The sequence below is a fragment of the Streptantibioticus silvisoli genome (genome assembly GCF_027947535.2).
Taxonomy (GTDB): domain Bacteria; phylum Actinomycetota; class Actinomycetes; order Streptomycetales; family Streptomycetaceae; genus Streptantibioticus_C; species Streptantibioticus_C silvisoli.
This window is the reverse complement of the sequence record NZ_JAAGKO020000001.1, coordinates 286,565-301,149: the sequence shown is the minus strand read 5'-3', so window position 1 is coordinate 301,149 and position 14,585 is coordinate 286,565. Positions and strand designations below refer to the sequence as shown.

Here is a 14,585-nt window from a genome sequence, read left to right as displayed (position 1 = left end):
CTCCCCTGGAACATCGGCCCCAGTGTCCAGCCATCCCGTCATCCGGGGAAGGGGCGTCGACCCCCAAATGTGGGACCTCGAAGGCCCGTTGGCCATGAATGGGGTGGAACGCCCGGAGCGCGACGGGCAGGTCGGTCGCGCCGGGGCCTGCGGGCATCGGCGGGCCGTTACCGGGGCTTGCCGGCAGCGGCGCGGCCGGCGTCGATGCCGCCGGGCGAGGCCGACCGGGGCGCCGTGGGCGGACGAGGGTTGCGGAAGGGTGACAGCTCGCCAAGCTTGGTCCGCCACGGCGCCGACGCGGGGGCGACCGGGTGGGCGCCGCCCCGGCCGGCGGAAACGCCACCGCGCCGCTCAGCGAACTGGTCCGCGTCACCAGGCCCACCACGATCGAACTGCAGGCCCAGCGCGTGGACTCGGCCGGAACCGCGACGATCGCGCAGGTCGCCTCCGACAGCGCCGGTTTCACTTCGCTTCGCTACCACCAGATCTCCACCCCGTCGCGGTGGTGACCCACCCGGCCGACGACCTCCGCCGACGGGCTTCGCCGATGAGCCCGAACCCGTTGGAGGGGCGCAGCACCCCTCCAACGGGGGCTGTCACGTTGGCCGTTGGAGTGCGAGAAGCGACCTTCCAGCGCGCCCCGTGCGGCACCGCATCGTCGGCGGCGCATCCCCGACGTACACGGGCCGGACGGGGAGTCGGACGACGCCGGGGGTGCGAGGCCGCCGCGCAGCCGGTACCGGGGGACGTGTCGGCGGGCGGGGCCGTGGCGGCGGGCATCGGGGAACGCGGGGCTCGAACCCGGCCGCCGGCCCCATCGCCACCACCCAACTCGCCCTGACCGGCCGGGACTTCCAGCCGGCGGCATCGGCGGCGCAGACACCCCCGGTCTCCGTGCACGGCGGTTGAGCCCCGGCCCGCCGACCCCGGTCCGCGGGCCGCCCGGGACGGCTACCTGTCCTGGCTGCGGCCGAACCTGAGGTAGGCGAACAGCCCGAAGACGTTCCCGAACGCGCAGATGGCCAGCCACATCTGCGGCGAGAACTGCTGGGTGCGCGGGTGGCGCGCGATGTCGGCCATGCACAGGATGGCCGGGACGAGCGCGATCAGCGGCACGATCGCGACCCACGGGTTGGACGGCGCCGCCGTCAAGGAGTCGGCCAACACGGTTGATCCTTCCGGGCGTTGGGCGTTGGGCGTTGAGCGTTGGGCGTTGGGCGGCCCCGGCGGTGGCACCGGGCCGGCCGGGGGCGGCGGGTCAGGGGGTCTCGGGCGTGATGATGAAGATCCCGGCGACCTTCTCGTCCGCGTCGAACGCCACGCGTGCCTTCATGTCACCGGCCTCGTAACGCAGCGGGATGTCGACCACCGTGTGGTCGCCGACGCGGCGGACGAACGGCTCAGCGGCTCCGAAGCCCTCGAACGCGCCGACGAGGCCGGTGACGGTGACCAGGGCGTTGATCCGCACCTCGTCGGTGAACTTCTCCAGGACCTGGGCGTCGAACGACGGCCTGGCCTCGTCCATGCGGCCTTCGAGGACGTGGGTGACGATCGTGACGGCACGCTCCGCGGCGTCGGTCATGCGCACTGTCTTGTCCATGGGTTCTCCCGTTCGGGGGTCGATGGGCTTGCCGAACCGCTGGAACGCGGCCTGTCGGGTGACTCCGAGAAGGTCCCCGATCTCCTGCCAGGTGTGGCCGGCGTCCCGGCACTGCTGCACGCACAGCTTGAGCACCTGCTCGGCCAGCAGGTCGACGTCCTGGGCGCGGCGGACCAGGTCGAGGTAGGACGGCGGGGTCAACGGGCTGCCCGCCGACGCCGCCAGGGCCGAGCTCTGTCCGGCCAGCAGGGCGCTCAAAACCGTGAGAGACGGAGGGGAATCGGTCACACGTAAAGGATGCCTTTACGCGATCACCGCGTCAAGGAAACCTTGACGCGGCGCTCGACTTCCGGCCGAGCAGGCAGAAGCGGCGGGCGGCCAGGGCGACATGGCCCGGCCGATCAGGGCCGGCACCTCGATGAGCGGGCCGACGACGCCCGCGAGGGCCTGGCCGGACGCGGCACCGATGGAAGCGACGGCGAGTTCGCAGTCGTCGCCCGCCCCAGCGAACGCCGGCGTGACCGCCATCGGGCAGCCGCGTGCGACCGGCCGGCCGCCGTGGACCCGGACCGCGTCACGGCGACGGACACCGGCGGGGGCGGCGCGATCCGTGCGACGTCCGGCGAGTTGGAGGTGATGGCGTCGCGCCGGAGAGCGAAGAGCACGACGAGGGGGTGCATCGCACCCTGGCGGTGTGATCGTACGTGCGGTCGAATCTGAGGCCTGCTTACGGCCCTCGGCAAGCGGTGGGCCGCCGGGCGTCCCGCAGTCGGCGACGGGGTGACCAGGGCGATCACCACCGGGACCTTCCGGCGCGACCGGTACGTCCCGGCGGTGGCGTGTCCGCCGCACTCATGCCAAGGACCGACCGCCTGTTCCGGCAGGCCCCCGTCCGGAGGAAGGACCCGTTCCGCACCGGCTGATCCGATACCTGATGGCTCCTCGAGCCGCCGCGGTACCGGAAGCCCGTCCCGAGGAAGGCCTCATGACAGACCTGACAGCCGCCGTCGAGCGAACAGCGCTTCTCACCGCCGCCCTTCGGGCCGCCGAGAGCCGGCGCGAGGACCGCCTGTACGACGACCCCTACGCGGCGTCCCTCGTCGGCGACGTCGGCCCGGTGCTGCTCGCCGAGATCCGCGAGGCGACGTTCCCCGCCGCCCGGACGCGGACCCTGCCCAGCACTCCCGACTACAACGCCATCCGCACCCGGTTCTTCGACGACTTCCTCCAGGACAGCGCTCGGGACGAGGCGATGACGCAGATCGTCCTCGCGCCCAGCGGCATGGACTCGCGCGCCTACCGGCTGAAGTGGCCGCAGCACATTCGCTACTTCGAGATCGACCGACCGGCGGTGCAGGACTTCAAGGCCGAGCGGTTGCGCGGCGTCGAGCCGGCGGTCGACCACCGGGTGATCGCCGTCGACCTGACCGATGACGACTGGGAGGCCGAACTCGTCGGCGCCGGCTTCGACCCGCGGTTGCCCTCGACCTGGCTGCTGGAAGGACTGCTGTACTACATTCCCGAGCGGGACGGCCGCCGCATGCTCGACCGGGTCGCCGCCCTGTGCGCCCCCGGCAGCCGCGTCGCGGCGGACATCGTGAACGCCGCCGCCCTGACGCTGCCCAACATGCGCGGCCTGCTGGAGGTCTTCGCCGGCTGGGGCTGCCCCTGGGTCTTCGGCAGCGACCGCCCCGAGGAACTCTTCGCCGACCACGGCTTCGACGTGCGGGCCGTCCAGCCCGGCGAGGAGGGCGCCGACTACGGCCGCTGGCCCGACCCGGTCCCGCCGCGTGACGTCAGCGACGTGCGCCGGGTGTTCTTCGTCCACGGTACGCGCCGTTGACCAGGAACGCCGTCGTCGTCGGGGGCAGCGTCACCGGTCTGGCGACCGCCCTGGCCCTGTCGCGGCGCGGCTGGCGGGTGCGGGTGCTGGAGCGGTCCGCGCCGCCGCCGGACGGCCCGCCGCGCAAGGCGGCCCTGGAGTGGGACCGCCCTCTGGTACCGCAGAGCGGCCACTCGCAGTTCCTCCAGTCCCTCGGCGTGCACGTCCTGCGCGAGCACGCGGCCTTCGTGCTGGACGACGCGCTGGAGGAGGGCGGCCGGCTGCTGGACCTGACGGCCGTGGCACCGCCGGCCGCCGACGACGCCGACCGGGCGGGCGATGAGCAACTCGAGGCGCTCGGCATGCGCCGACCGGTGCTGGAGCTGCTGCTGCTGCGCGCGGTACGCGCCCTGCCGGGCGTCACCGTCGGCTTCGGGACGGCCGTCCGGGGGCTGCTGACGGACGCCGACGGCGGGCGGGCCACCGGCGTGGTCACCGGCGACGGCGCCCGGCTCACCGCCGACGTGGTGGTCGACGCCACCGGGCGGGCCGCGATGTCCCGTTCCTGGCTGGCCGCGGCCGGGGTGCCGGTCGAGCCGGACGAGAGCTCGCCGTCGTACCTGCGGGCCTACACTCGCTTCTACCGGCTGCTCGCCCCCGGCGGCCTGCCCGGGCCGCTGAACCGGGGCAACGCGGCCGGCGGGGTGTGGGACCACTACGCGGCAGTCGTCCACCCGGCGGACGGCGACGTCTTCGCCATCACCCTGGGCGCTCCCACGGCGGACCCGGCGACCACCGCGCTGCGCCGGCCGGGCGCCTTCACCGCGGCCTGCCGGCTGTCCCCCTTCGTCGCCTCCTGGGTGGACCCGGCGGCCGCCGTGCCGCTGACGGACGTCCGGGCGATAGCCATGCCGGCCAACGCGCTGCGCGGCGTGATCAGTCCGCGGCAGCGCCCGGTGGCCGGGCTGTTCGCCGTCGGTGACGCGGCCGGCCTGACCGATCCGCTCTACGGACGGGGCGTCTCGCTCGCCCTGCGGCACGCCTTCGTGCTGGCCGGGCTGCTCGACGACGGCGACCGGCCCTCGGCGGAGCTGAGCGAACGGGCCATGCGGTGCGCGTACGCGCTGTACCGGCCCTGGTACGAGCAGTCGGTGCACGACGACGACTCCCGCGAGCGGATGTGGCGGGCCCGCCTCGCCGGGGAGGAGACCCTGCCGCTGCCGCCGGTGATACCCGGCGGTCCGCCGCTGCCGCTGGTGGCCGCCGCCGCGGCCACCGACCGGGTCGTGTGGCGGGCCCTGGTCCGCGGCTCGATGAGCCTCGACCGGCCGGCCGACCTCTTCGGCCGCGCGGAGCTGACGGCACGCCTGCAGGCCGCACCCCGACCGGCCCCGACGGCCGGACCGCGCCCGCCCACCCGCGGCGAACTGCTGGCCGCGCTGGCGTCCGAGGGGGCCTGAGCGTGGCCGCCGTCCCGAAGGTGCTGCTCGCGCCGATCACCGTCACCCCGTCCAAACCGCTGACGCCCAGTCACCTCAAGGGCCTGTTCTGGGCGGACGTGCTGCACCGCGCCACCGGGCACCTGGCGGAGGTGACGTACCGGTACAGCCACACGACGTATCACCGCACCGAACAGGTCCTGGGCTTCTGGGAGTTCCTGGACCGTACCGAGGGCGACACCGACTACCACGACGCCACCGAGACGGAGATCGGCGAGCTGTACGTGCGCTACCGGGCGCAGGAGGACCGCCCCGGGGCCGCCGCCCTGCGCCCCTACGCGGAGGCGGTGGAGGAGAGCGGCTGGGTGCACCCGGCCAGCGAGCGGGTGCTCCGCCTGTGGTCGGGACACTACGAGCGGCTGGGGCTGTACGACCCCGGGCTGCGCGAGCACCAGCCCCCGGGGCTCGGGCTGGAGGAGATGATCGACCGTCTGGTCGCCGCCGGCTGCGGACTCGACCAGCGGCGCTGGGGCGGATCGGTCCACCTCGACCTGACCCGCTGGGGGCTGCCGCTGCGGCAGATCGTCACCCCGGACGGCCGTCCCAACTACCTGGCGTGCGCGCTGCGCGAACTGCTGGTGCTGGCACCGCGCCACGACGAGGTGGTGTTCCTGTACGACCGGGAACTGGCCCCGGACTACCGGCTGTTGGAGCGCCTCCTGGGAAGTGCGGACACCGTGGTGCGCTGCGTTCCCATCGGGCGCGTCCCCATCGGCGGGCGGATCGTCTCGGCCCGGCACGGCGGCTGGCAGGACCACACCGTGGACCGGCTGCTGGCCGCCGTGGACGACGAGCACGACGTCCCGGCGATCCGGCTGGGCCTGCGGCTGTACTTCATCGCCATGCTCGGGCCGGGCGACCAGCAGTCGTTCCGCCACGACCTGCTGGCCAAGAGCTGTGCGCGCGCCGAACGGCTGCTCGACCGGGCCGCCCGTGACCCGAAGGCCGATTCCGCCGAACTGCGCGCCGACCTGAGCCGCTACCAGCACTCCCACCGGTACGTCGATCCCTACCGGTTGACCTCGTCGCTGCTGGCCAGGAGCCGGCGCACGATCGACGCGGGGCTCTTGAGCGAGGTGTTCCTGTGATGCCCGCCGGCGCCGCCGACCGGCTGATCGCCGCCGCCGCCGGCCGCATCCGCGCCGCCCGGCCCGACCTGGTCGCCGACCTGGACCTGAGCAGCATGGCGGCCCTGGAGGCGGCGCGGGCCCGCATCCGCGACGACGACGAGGGCGACGAGGCGGTCGTGGTCGCCGTCATCCGCGCTCCCGACCTGCCGCGGTGGATCGTCGAGACCTGTGTCTTCGCCCTGTCCCTGCCGGCCGACCGGGCCGATGCCTGGCGGCGCGGCTTCACCCGCACCCTGCACCTGGCCGGTCAGCCCCGCCACCTCGGCGAACGGTTCCGGTTCGCGCACGTCGCCGGGGACGGCTCGGCCGGCTGGACCGCGCCGGCCCCGGCGTCCGACGTCCTCGGACTGCGGCGGCTGCTCAAAACGTTCGCCGGTGAGCGGGAACTGCGCCCGCACGCCCCGGTCACCGTACGGGTGCCGTACCCGGCGCAGTACCACGCCGGCGGTGGACCGGCGCGCCCGCCGGTGCACCGCGACCTCTACTACGCCACGGCCCGGGTCAGCGTGGCCGAGGGGCTCGTCCACCTCAACCATCTGCTGGCCGAGGCGGTGCTGGACGGCCTGGTCGGGCCGGGCGACCGGCTCACGCTGCGGCCGGTACCGCGCCTGACCGGGCTGGAGCGGACCTTCACCGCGGTACGCGCCGAGACCGACGTCCACCGCCCGCACACCCTGCAGGCATACGCCGCCCTCACCGAGGAGCTCTGAGTGACCGCGACCGACTCCACCGCGCCCGCCGGCAGCAGCACACCCGTCCGGCTGGGATTCCACGAAACGCCGCACCTGGTGAGCGGCATCATCGCCCGGGCGGGACTGGACCCGTGGGACTTCGCCCTCGTGCCGTACGACGTGCGGGAGCCGTTCCGGCTGCTGCGCTCCGGCGACGTCGACGCGATGGTGGTGAAGTACGGGCTGCGGGAGCCGGACATCACCGTCGGCCCGCCGGTCGGCTGGGACGAACGGGTGCTGCTCGTCGGCGCGGGCCACCCGCTGGCGTCCCGTGCCGGGGTGTCCGTGGAGGAGGCGGCGCTGTACGACGCGTTCGCACGGCCCAAGGGGTTTCCCGGGTACGTGTGGGACCGCGTCGTCCCGCCGCGTACTCCGGCCGGGACGCCGATTCGCCGGGTCCACGCCCTGACCACGGTCGAGGCCCTGGTGGCGACGCTGACCAGCACCCAGGCCGTGCACCTGTCCTTCCGCTCGGTCGAGGCGGCACTGCCGCCGCAGGTGAAGGCGGTCGCGGTGGAGGACCTGCCGAGCGCGCCGGTGTCGCTGGCGTGGCTGAGCGGATCGCACCAGCCGGGCCCGGTGCGCGACTTCCTGCGGGCCGCGGCGGCAGCGGCGGTCCCGGACCCGGCAGCGGCCCGATGACCGGATCACCCACCCGGCAGACGATGTCCACCACCCGGAGGGAAACCCCACCACGATGATCACCACCGTCGACGGCGTCCCCGTCCACTACACCACCCACGGCACCGGTCCCGGCCTGCTGCTGGTCCACTCCGCGGGCGCCGACAACGCGACCACCTTCGGGCAGCTCCAGGACCGGTTCACCGACCGGTACACCGTGATCGCCCCGGACTTCTCCGGCAGCGGCGGCACCCCGCTGCCCGACGAGCCGCTCACCGTGGACCTGCTGGCCGGCCAGGTGGCCGCGGTCGCCCGGGAGGTGACGGACCAGCCGTTCGACGTGGTCGGGTTCTCCATGGGCTCGATCGTGGCCGCCGCCCTCGCCGCCGCCCACCCCGAGCGGGTACGCCGCCTGGTGCTGATCTCCTGCTGGAACCGGGGCGACGATCCGCGCCAGCAGCGGCTGCTGGCCCTGTGGCACCGACTGGCCGACCTCGACCCGCAGGCGTACGCGCGGTTCACCGCCCTGTCGGTGTTCTCCGGCCCGTTCCTGGCGCAGGCCGGGCACGAGGCCATGGACGAGATCGTCGCGCTGATCACCCTCGGGACGGGCGTGCGCGCGCAGATGGACCTGGCCACCCGGATGGACATCAGCGACCGGCTGGAACACATCACCGCGCCCACCTTGGCGATCGGAGCCGCCCAGGACCACTGGGTGCCGGTGTCGCACGCCCGGGAGACCGCCCAACGCATCAAGGGCTGTTACTACGAGGAGGTCGACAGCGGCCACATGAGCGTCTTCGAACGTCCCGCGGAGGTGGCCGAACTGGTCGCCGCCTTCCTCGACGCCTGACCGCCGGCCGGCTCCCCGGCCCCGGTGCGCCGGCGGGGACCGCGAGACGGCCCGCCACCCGTGCTCACCCCCTCAGGAGCGCGACGCTCCCGGGGTACCGGTCCGCGGCCCGCAAGAACTCCCGCGAAGGACATCCCATGACGTCACCCCGCTCCGCGAATGCCGCGACCGCCGCGTCCCGCGCTTGCGCCGGTCCCCTCCCGGCCCCGGCCGGCCGCCGTCCGGACGGCCACCGATGATCCGGCGGACCGGCGCCGCCGCCGGGACGCCCCCGTTCTTCGTCCTGCTGGGCCCCGACTACGCGGGCAAGTCCTCCGTGCTGGCGGAGTTCGCCGCCAGCACGCCCGAGTGGCGGATCGTCTCCAGCGACCGGGAGTTCCTCGATCCCGGCCACGCGCTGATCGCCCGGCTGCGCCGCGACCTGATGGGCGACGTGCTGCCGGGCCTGGGCGGCGACTACTCGCTCGACTTCATGATCGCCGTGTTGCAGACGGCGGTACTCCACCTGCGCGACGGCATCGGGCACGGCGCGGACGGGACGCCCGTCCTGATGGATTCCCACTACTACAAGATGCTGGCCAAGTGCCGGCTGTCCGGGATGGACGAGCACCCGATGTTCGACTGGTGGCGCACCTTCCCCCAGCCGCGCCGGGTGTTCTTCCTGGAGGTGTCCACCGAGACGGCCTGGCGGCGCAGCCGGCGGGGCGGCGGGGCCAACCCCCTGGAGCACTACGGCGACCGGCCGGACCGGATGTCGTTCGACGCCTTCCAGACCGACCTGCGCAAGGCCATGTGGCAGGAGATCGAACACCTGCCGGTCACCGTCATCGAGGAACAGCACGACGTGGTCGGCACGGCACAGCAGATACGAGAGGTGATCGCCGGTGAACTCGGCTGAATCCTGGACCGATCCGGACCGCCTGCGGCGCTACCGGGAACGGGTCCTCGGCGAACGACGGCGACTCGCCGACGCGCTCGCGCACGCCGCAGACCACCAACAGCGCGTCCTGGCCGAGCTGTTGGAGTACAACGCCGGCACCGGGTACGGGCGCGCCCACAGCTTCGGCTCGATCCGCACCCTGGACGACTTCCGCAAGGCGGTGCCGATCAACGACTACGCGGCGCTGGCCCCGTGGATCGAGCGGATGGCGGCCGGTGAGAGCAACGTGCTCAGCGCCGACGACCCGGCGGTGTACTTCACCAGCAGCGGCACCACCGGGGCGCACAAGAAGATCCCCGTCACACCGAGCTTCATGCGCCGGACCTTCTTCCCGTTCTACTACGCGGCGTGGGCGCCCCTGATCGAGCACCATCCCGACGTGCTGGCCCGCCCCGACGCGGTGCTCAACCTCAAGCACGACCCGGTGTCCGCGCCGCCGACCACCGCCTCCGGCCATCCCCATGTGGGCGCCAGCCAGGTCGACTTCGGCGCCAGATTCGGCGAGACGCTGTCCGCCGAACCCGGCACCGGGGCACCGTGGGGCACGTTGCCGGTGTCCGTCGAACGCGACGACCACCTGGAGAAGACCTACCTGCGGCTGCGCCTGGCGGTGCAGAGCGACGTGCGTTGCGTCATCGGGATCAACCCCGCGATGGTCGCCGCCCTGCCCTACCAACTCGCCCTGTGGTGGCCCCGGATCGTCAAGGAGATCCGCGACGGCACCCTGGGCGGTCTGCCGCACACCCGCCCCGCCCCGGAGCGCGCCGCCGAACTGGAGCGGCTGGCCGAGCGGTTCGGCACCGTACGGCCGGCGCACGTGTGGCCGCACATGCGCGCGCTGTTCTGCTGGACCACCGGCATGGCCTCGCTCTATCTACCGCGCCTGCGTGAGGAGTTCGGCGTCGGGGTGGCGGCGCTGCCCGCGCCCGTGGCGGCCTCCGAGGGCCCGGTGGGTGTCGCGCTCGACCGCCACGGATCGGCCGGCTCGCTGGTGGTGACCGCCTCGGCCTACGAGTTCCTGGACGCCGACGAGGACGTCCGGCCCGACGCGCCCACCCTGACGTACCGGGAACTGGAACCGGGGCGCGACTACCACGTGGTCTTCAGCCACATCGGCGGGCTGTACCGCTACGCGGTGGGCGACGTCGTGCGGGTGGTCGACCACGTCGAGGGGGTGCCGCGGCTGGAGTACGCCGGCCGCAGCACCCGTTCGGACGCGGCCGGTGAACGGCTGCGCGACAGCCAGGTCCTGCGCGCACTGGCCACCGCGGCCGGCGGCACCGGGCTGGACGTGCGCAACGCCGCCTGCCGGTTCGAGCGGCCGAAGGGCGCCGCGCCGCACTACACGTTCGCCGTCGCCGCCCGCGGCCCGTGGAGCACGCCGGAGACCGACCGGTTCGCCGCGCTGCTCGACACCGCGATCGGCCGCGAGGGCCCCGCCTACCGGGCGGCCCGCCGCGCCGGGCGACTGGGACCGGCGCGGGTGCGGCGGCTGGACGGTGAGGCGTTCCTGCGCGACTGGCACACCTCCGTCGCCTCCGGCATCCGCCCGACGCAGGTCAAGGACCGCCTGTTCCGGCAGGACATCGCCCAGTGGGAACGGCTCACCGGCGCCCCCGGGGCCGCCCGCGGATGACGGGCGTGAGCACACCGCCGGCCGCGAGCGAGCGGACCGCGGCGCCGCCCGCGCCGTTTGCGGATGGGCGCCGCGGGCGGTGGAGTCCGACCTCACGGGTGCTCAGGGCGCTGTGATCGAGGCGTTGTTGCTGCCGGACCGGACACCGGAGCGAGGTGGCCGGCGGCGGGATCGGCGTGCGGTGATCGCCGCGATGGCGGCGACGGTGACCCCGGGCGCACCAGTCGTCCTCGCCCCGGGACCGCACACCGCCCGCACGGCCGGAGCGCACCGCCCGCACGGCCAGGGCGTACCACCCGCGAGGTTCGGGCGCACCGCCGACGCGGTCGGGGCGCACTGCCAGCACGCCCCCGGGACACCGCGTCGAGCGGGTCAGGTCGGGCCCGCGCCTCGATCCCGAGGGCAGCACCCCGGCTCCGCCCCCTGACTCCGGCCGGACTCTCGGCCACGTCGACTGCGATGGCATGATCAACCCCAGGTGTCCGCCGGCTCCGTGGCGTCCGCCATCCCGAGTGCGTGCACGGTACGGCCGCCAACGTCGCCCGGTACGGGTCGGCGGCCGGCCATCGTCAGCTACGACGACGCGGCCGGCCTGCCTCACCCGGTGCGCACGCTCCGCCCCGAGCGTCCGGCGGGCCGTGAGGTCGGCGCACTCGTCGTGGCGGGCCCAGGCGTTCCGGCGACCGGCAGAATTCAGCAGCGCCCTACCAACGCGTCCACCGCGATCGTCAACCGGAAGGTGTCAGGTGTCCACCAGTCGTGCCATCGTCTTGAAAGATTTCGACACGCCCCCGGCCGAGGCCGAGTTCCCGGTCGGTCCCCCGCCGGTGGGAGGAATGACCGTGGCCTGCCGTTACGGCGGTATCTGCGGCACCGATCTGCACCTCGCCAAGGGACACCTCGACGTGCCGGTCCCGCTCGTCCTGGGGCACGAGGGCCTCGGGGTCGTGCACGAACTCGGCGAGGGCACCACCCATGACGTCAACGGCCGCGCGCTCGCACCGGGTGACACCGTCATGTGGGCGTCGTCCATCGCCTGCGGTCGGTGCCACCCCTGTCATGAACTGCGCGAGCCGACCCTCTGCGAGAACCGGCGCACCTACGGAGTGAACCGTTCCCTGACCGGCGAGTCGCCGCTCGCGGGCTCATGGGCCGACTACATCTCGCTGACCGGGGGAACCACGGTCATCAAGCTCGACGAGGACATCGACCCGATCGCGGCCATGGCCTTCGCCTGTGCCGGGCCCACCATGGTCCACGCCCTGTTCGAGCGCCGGCCGGTGCGGTTGGGCGAGACCGTGGTCGTCCAGGGCAGCGGGCCGGTGGGCCTGGCCGCCGCGTGCCTGGCCCAACTCGCCGGCGCCCACGTGATCCTGGCCGGCGGCCCGCAGGCCCGGCTGGACCTCGCACAGCACGCACGGATCGGCCACCGGCACATCAACGTGGTGGAGGCCGCGGACCCCCTGACCGCCCGCGAAGCCGTGCTCGAAGCGACGGGCGGGCGCGGCGCGGACCTGGTCATCGAGTGCGCCGGGGTGCCGAACGCCGTGGAGGAGGGCACGCGGTTGGTGCGCCGGAGCGGTTCCTACCTCGTCGTGGGCCAGTACACCGACAGCGGCAACACCTCGTTCAACCCGCACCAGATCGTCTACCGCCAGCTGAACATCATCGGTTCGTGGGCCTTCACCGGAGCACACCTCAACCAGTACGTCCGGATGCTCCCGGAACTGTGCGACCGCTTCGACCTGCGCAGTCTCGTCACCCTGTTCCCCCTTGCCGAGTTCGGGCGCGCTCTGGAACAGGTCGCCTCGGGCGAGGTGGTGAAGGCCGTGCTCACCACCTGACGCTTCACACGCCCGCACACCACGCCGTTCGGCAGCACCGCCCACGGCAGGTACGCGTGCTCGACGCGGCCACCGCCCCCGCCGGCGGGCGAGTCGGCCACCGGCGGAGCCGCGACGTGTCGGCGTCCTCGTGGGCCGTAGGGACGACGGCGACGGCCCGGGCAGGGGGACGGCGACCACGGCCTGGCGGACCGGGCCCGGGGAGGGGATGGCCCGAGGGGCGCTACGACCACGATGCGGTGATCGGCACGGTCGACACCCATCGGCCCGGCGCCGGGCGGTCCCCCTCGCGTGGGCGGTGTGCTGCCATCGGCGTGCGTCAGGGCTGAACGTTCTCCAGGTCCTCAAGGAGGCCAGGGTGCGTCGGCTGCCACCCGAGGGCATCGCGGGTGTGGGCGCTGGACGCCGGCTGGTCCATGGCGAAGATCGGGCCGAACGGGCCGAAGGTCTCCTCCGGCACCGTCTCCACCGGCAGCCCCAGCCGCCGGCCGATGACCGTCGCGATGTCCCGCACCGCGTCGCCCTCGTCGGCGACGGCGTGCCAGGCTGTCCCGGCCGGCGCCGACTCGAGGACCAGCCGGAACAGGACCGCCGCGTCGAGGGCGTGCACGGCCGGCCAGCGCTGGGCGCCGTCGCCCGGGTAGCCGGCCACCCCGGTACGGCGTGCCGCGTCCACCAGCAGGCCGGCGAATCCGCCTCGGCCCTGGTGGTGGACCGTGCGCGGCATGCGGACCGCCGCGCTGCGCACCCCTTGCGAAGTCAGATCCAGCAGCGCGTTGACCGAACGGCCCCGCCCGCCCACCGGTCCGTCGGTGGGCAGCGGATCGGCCTCGGTGGAGGCGCGTCCCGGCACCCAGGGCGTGCCCGAGACCGTGACGATCGGGCGGTCGCTCCCGATGAGTTCCCGCCCCAGCGTGGCGAGGGCGTCGCCCTCCTCGGCGATGGCCCGCGCCAGCGCGTCCGGACTGCTGTAGTCGCGTCCGAACGCCAGACTGATCACGCCGTCGCAGCGCGCGGCGCCGGACCGCAGGGCGCCGAGGTCTGCCAGATCTCCGCGCAGCACTTCGGCACCGGCGCCCTCCAGGGCCCGCGCGGAGCCGTCCGAGCGGGCCAGGGCGAGAACGGTGTGGCCGTTGCCGAGCAGTTCGGCGACGACGGCGGAGCCGATGGTGCCGGTACCACCGGTGATGAAGACATGCATGAGCGCTCCCGAAGAGTGATGGGACCATTGTCCCATCACTGACGTTACACGGTGACGGGACAGGTGTCCCATCGCTTATCCTGATCCCATGGCCAGATGGCAATCGGGGGCGACCCAGCGACTCGTCGTGGCGGCGGTCGACCTGTTCACCGAGCAGGGGTACGACGCCACCACGGTGACGCAGATCGCCGAGCGCGCCGGCGTCACCAAGAGCACCTTCTTCCGGCACTTCTCCGACAAGCGCGAGCTCCTGGTCGCCGGCCAGGAGACGCTCAGCAGGCTGCTCGCCGACGGCATCGCCGAGGCGCCCGCGAACGCCAGCCCGCTTCAGGCGGTGGCCGCCGGCCTCGAACGCGCGTCGAGCGCCATGGGGCCGGCGAACCGCGAACTCGGCCCCCGCCTCGCGGCAGCCGTGGCGGCCAGCACCGAACTCCAGGAGCGCGACGCCCTCAAGAGCGTCGGCCTCGCGGCGGCCATGACGGCCGCGCTCATCACCCGCGGCGTCCCCGAGCCGACCGCGCACCTCGCGGGCGAACTGGGCGTCCTCGCGTTCAAGCGGGGTTACGCCCGATGGTCCGAAAGCGATCGCGACGACGCGGAAGGGCTCGCGCCACACGCACTGGCAGCCCTGGAGGACCTGCGCGCGGCGACCGCGTCGCTGGGCTGATCAACGCGGCTCGGCTACCGCCGGCCGGGCCCGGTCGGAGC

At 73.8% G+C, this 14,585-nt stretch carries 14 protein-coding genes and 1 pseudogene; 11 read left to right on the top strand and 4 right to left on the bottom strand.

The genetic code is table 11. The features are described from left to right. The first annotated feature begins 311 nt into the window (after window positions 1-311). Window positions 312-509 carry a hypothetical protein gene (locus POF43_RS01185; RefSeq protein ID WP_271324167.1) on the top strand — a complete coding sequence of 66 codons (198 nt, stop codon included), beginning with the start codon at window positions 312-314 and terminating at the stop codon, window positions 507-509. A gap of 442 nt (window positions 510-951) precedes the next feature. On the opposite strand, the gene POF43_RS01180 is transcribed toward POF43_RS01185, so the two are convergent. The 3 genes and pseudogenes from POF43_RS01180 to POF43_RS01170 all read right to left on the bottom strand — a co-directional run. Continuing rightward, window positions 952-1,167, bottom strand: a complete 216-nt coding sequence (locus POF43_RS01180) for a PLDc N-terminal domain-containing protein (protein ID WP_271324168.1) — start codon at window positions 1,165-1,167, stop codon at window positions 952-954. Between the two features lie 91 nt (window positions 1,168-1,258). Continuing rightward, window positions 1,259-1,888, bottom strand: a complete 630-nt coding sequence (locus POF43_RS01175; protein ID WP_271322646.1) for a DUF3887 domain-containing protein — start codon at window positions 1,886-1,888, stop codon at window positions 1,259-1,261. Window positions 1,889-1,919: 31 nt separating this feature from the next. Then, window positions 1,920-2,286, bottom strand: a pseudogene (locus POF43_RS01170) (ACR3 family arsenite efflux transporter); the annotation flags it as partial. A gap of 299 nt (window positions 2,287-2,585) precedes the next feature. On the opposite strand from POF43_RS01170, the gene POF43_RS01165 reads away from it, so the two are divergent. From POF43_RS01165 to POF43_RS01125, 9 genes are all read left to right on the top strand, one after another. After that, window positions 2,586-3,443, top strand: coding sequence for an SAM-dependent methyltransferase (locus tag POF43_RS01165; RefSeq protein WP_271322647.1), 858 nt, complete (start codon window positions 2,586-2,588; stop codon window positions 3,441-3,443). Further along, complete coding sequence (locus tag POF43_RS01160) at window positions 3,440-4,882, top strand: FAD-dependent oxidoreductase (RefSeq protein WP_271322648.1); 1,443 nt, start codon at window positions 3,440-3,442, stop codon at window positions 4,880-4,882. The genes POF43_RS01165 and POF43_RS01160 overlap by 4 nt, the downstream gene beginning before the upstream one ends. 2 nt (window positions 4,883-4,884) lie before the next feature. Continuing rightward, the gene (locus tag POF43_RS01155) at window positions 4,885-6,009 is read left to right on the top strand and encodes a hypothetical protein (protein WP_271322649.1); all 1,125 of its coding nucleotides are present in this window, start codon (window positions 4,885-4,887) and stop codon (window positions 6,007-6,009) included. Continuing rightward, complete coding sequence (locus POF43_RS01150; protein ID WP_271322650.1) at window positions 6,009-6,761, top strand: DUF6182 family protein; 753 nt, start codon at window positions 6,009-6,011, stop codon at window positions 6,759-6,761. The genes POF43_RS01155 and POF43_RS01150 overlap by 1 nt, the downstream gene beginning before the upstream one ends. After that, complete coding sequence (locus tag POF43_RS01145; protein WP_271322651.1) at window positions 6,762-7,424, top strand: LysR substrate-binding domain-containing protein; 663 nt, start codon at window positions 6,762-6,764, stop codon at window positions 7,422-7,424. It abuts the gene before it with no gap. A 55-nt stretch (window positions 7,425-7,479) separates the two neighbouring features. Further along, entirely contained in the window at window positions 7,480-8,256 is a 777-nt protein-coding gene (locus tag POF43_RS01140) for an alpha/beta fold hydrolase (RefSeq protein WP_271322652.1), read from the top strand. Between the two features lie 235 nt (window positions 8,257-8,491). Continuing rightward, window positions 8,492-9,154 (top strand): hypothetical protein, encoded by a 663-nt coding sequence (locus POF43_RS01135; RefSeq protein ID WP_271322653.1) that lies wholly within the window; start codon window positions 8,492-8,494, stop codon window positions 9,152-9,154. After that, window positions 9,141-10,832 carry a GH3 family acyl-acid amido synthetase gene (locus POF43_RS01130; RefSeq protein ID WP_271322654.1) on the top strand — a complete coding sequence of 564 codons (1,692 nt, stop codon included), beginning with the start codon at window positions 9,141-9,143 and terminating at the stop codon, window positions 10,830-10,832. Before POF43_RS01135 ends, POF43_RS01130 begins: the two co-directional genes overlap by 14 nt. Before the next feature lie 746 nt (window positions 10,833-11,578). Then, window positions 11,579-12,676: a zinc-binding dehydrogenase gene (locus POF43_RS01125; RefSeq protein ID WP_271322655.1), complete on the top strand. Its 1,098-nt coding sequence runs from the start codon at window positions 11,579-11,581 to the stop codon at window positions 12,674-12,676. Between the two features lie 319 nt (window positions 12,677-12,995). Here POF43_RS01125 and POF43_RS01120 read toward each other — a convergent pair whose 3' ends face one another. Further along, the gene (locus POF43_RS01120) at window positions 12,996-13,877 is read right to left on the bottom strand and encodes an SDR family oxidoreductase (protein ID WP_271322656.1); all 882 of its coding nucleotides are present in this window, start codon (window positions 13,875-13,877) and stop codon (window positions 12,996-12,998) included. 88 nt (window positions 13,878-13,965) lie between these two features. Between POF43_RS01120 and POF43_RS01115 the strand changes: the two genes are divergently transcribed. Beyond that, window positions 13,966-14,544: a TetR/AcrR family transcriptional regulator gene (locus POF43_RS01115; protein ID WP_271322657.1), complete on the top strand. Its 579-nt coding sequence runs from the start codon at window positions 13,966-13,968 to the stop codon at window positions 14,542-14,544. The last annotated feature ends 41 nt before the right edge of the window (window positions 14,545-14,585 follow it).

Coding starts and splice junctions, on each gene's coding strand:
- POF43_RS01120 (WP_271322656.1), bottom strand. CDS start 13,877: ATGCATGTCTTCATCACCGGTGGTACCGGCACCATCGGCTCCGCCGTC.
- POF43_RS01115 (WP_271322657.1), top strand. CDS start 13,966: ATGGCCAGATGGCAATCGGGGGCGACCCAGCGACTCGTCGTGGCGGCG.
- POF43_RS01165 (WP_271322647.1), top strand. CDS start 2,586: ATGACAGACCTGACAGCCGCCGTCGAGCGAACAGCGCTTCTCACCGCC.
- POF43_RS01140 (WP_271322652.1), top strand. CDS start 7,480: ATGATCACCACCGTCGACGGCGTCCCCGTCCACTACACCACCCACGGC.
- POF43_RS01135 (WP_271322653.1), top strand. CDS start 8,492: ATGATCCGGCGGACCGGCGCCGCCGCCGGGACGCCCCCGTTCTTCGTC.
- POF43_RS01150 (WP_271322650.1), top strand. CDS start 6,009: ATGCCCGCCGGCGCCGCCGACCGGCTGATCGCCGCCGCCGCCGGCCGC.